Here is a 1,146-nt window from a genome sequence, read left to right on the forward strand (position 1 = left end):
CGTCGAAGGTCGTGGCGTTGCTGTGGCTGTCCGGGACGTCGATCTGGGTGCCGTCGATCGCGAGCACTCGCAGGTCCCGCCAGAAGGCGCCCGGTGTGTCCGAGGTGGCGAGCGTGCCGGCGATGCTGCGGAACAGCGACTCCAAGGGCTCTGGGCCGAGCCGGGCGCGGGCCCGGCACAGCGAGGACTTGTTCACCCGCCGTAGCGCGGTGGTGCCCGGCAGGCCGGTGGTCAGCAGGCGCACCACCTCCTCGTACGACTCCCGCGCGAACAGGCACAGCCCCAGGACGAAGTAGACGACCAGGCGGGCTGGGAGTATTCGGCGCCGACGCTCGCCCCGGCCGTGCTCGGCTATCACCGTGTCCACAAGCTCCGATGTGAACACCTCGGCCAGCGCTCCCAACCTCAGCCGGCGGCCCGGCCCCCCACGGAGTTCCATGTCTGGTCAACAGGTCGAGGGTGGCCGAAGCAACGTTCGGGTGCTGCGAGACCGTCACCGGAAGGCAGGACGAGATCTCGGGGAACCGCCCTGAAACCGCCTCGACCACGGTCGGCGCTGCCCCGGACCGAGAGGCCCAGGTACAGGAAACTGGCTGTCTTCGAACCGGCGTTTGCTCCATGATCGCGAGGCGGGAGTCCGAGCTGCCGCCTCAGCCCTTCAACGACCAGGAGCCCGTATGTCGGTCGAGCTCGACATCCCGGAATTTCCCCATGAGGAGCCTCCTGGCGGGATCACCTGCTGGCAGAAGCCTTGGAACGGTGTCCTCGTCAGGGTGGACCAGATCCCCTTCAAGGCCGGAGACAAGCTCACCTTCGAGGTCACGGTCTGCAGCGACTTCTCCGGGCAGACCCCGGCCGCGACAATCCAGGGCGTCGTGAGCATCACCGATGACACCACCACGGTCGATTACACCATCCCGTGGGACGGCGTCCTGGATGCCGTTCACGAGGGCTCCATCACGGTCTTCTACAGCCTGACCCCTGCCGACGGCAGCAAGCCAACAACCTCCGAGGGCGCCGTAGTCCAGTACTCCCGTCGGCAGCCCGGCGGTGCCATCTGCGGCCCAGGCAGCTGAACATCACCTGTCGGCACGTCGATCCGTGCCGGCCTTCGCCGTGACTGACAGCTAAAGCAACGGCATTGCG

At 67.3% G+C, this 1,146-nt stretch carries 2 protein-coding genes; one reads left to right on the forward strand and one right to left on the reverse strand.

All coding sequences use genetic code 11. The annotated features are described in order from the left end of the window. On the reverse strand, positions 1-367 hold a 367-nt coding region (locus tag ACFWIS_RS40705; RefSeq protein ID WP_380524406.1), incomplete at its 3' end, for a transposase domain-containing protein. Positions 368-677: 310 nt separating this feature from the next. On the opposite strand from ACFWIS_RS40705, the gene ACFWIS_RS40710 reads away from it, so the two are divergent. Then, a complete protein-coding gene (locus ACFWIS_RS40710; protein ID WP_380454397.1) occupies positions 678-1,076 on the forward strand; it encodes a hypothetical protein in 399 nt (132 codons plus the stop codon). Positions 1,077-1,146 lie beyond the last annotated feature (70 nt).

The organism is Kitasatospora sp. NPDC127060 (assembly GCF_042724935.1).
Taxonomy (GTDB): domain Bacteria; phylum Actinomycetota; class Actinomycetes; order Streptomycetales; family Streptomycetaceae; genus Kitasatospora.

Excerpts from the sequence above, each read along its gene's own strand:
- ACFWIS_RS40710 (WP_380454397.1), top strand. The coding sequence starts at position 678 with ATGTCGGTCGAGCTCGACATCCCGGAATTTCCCCATGAGGAGCCTCCT.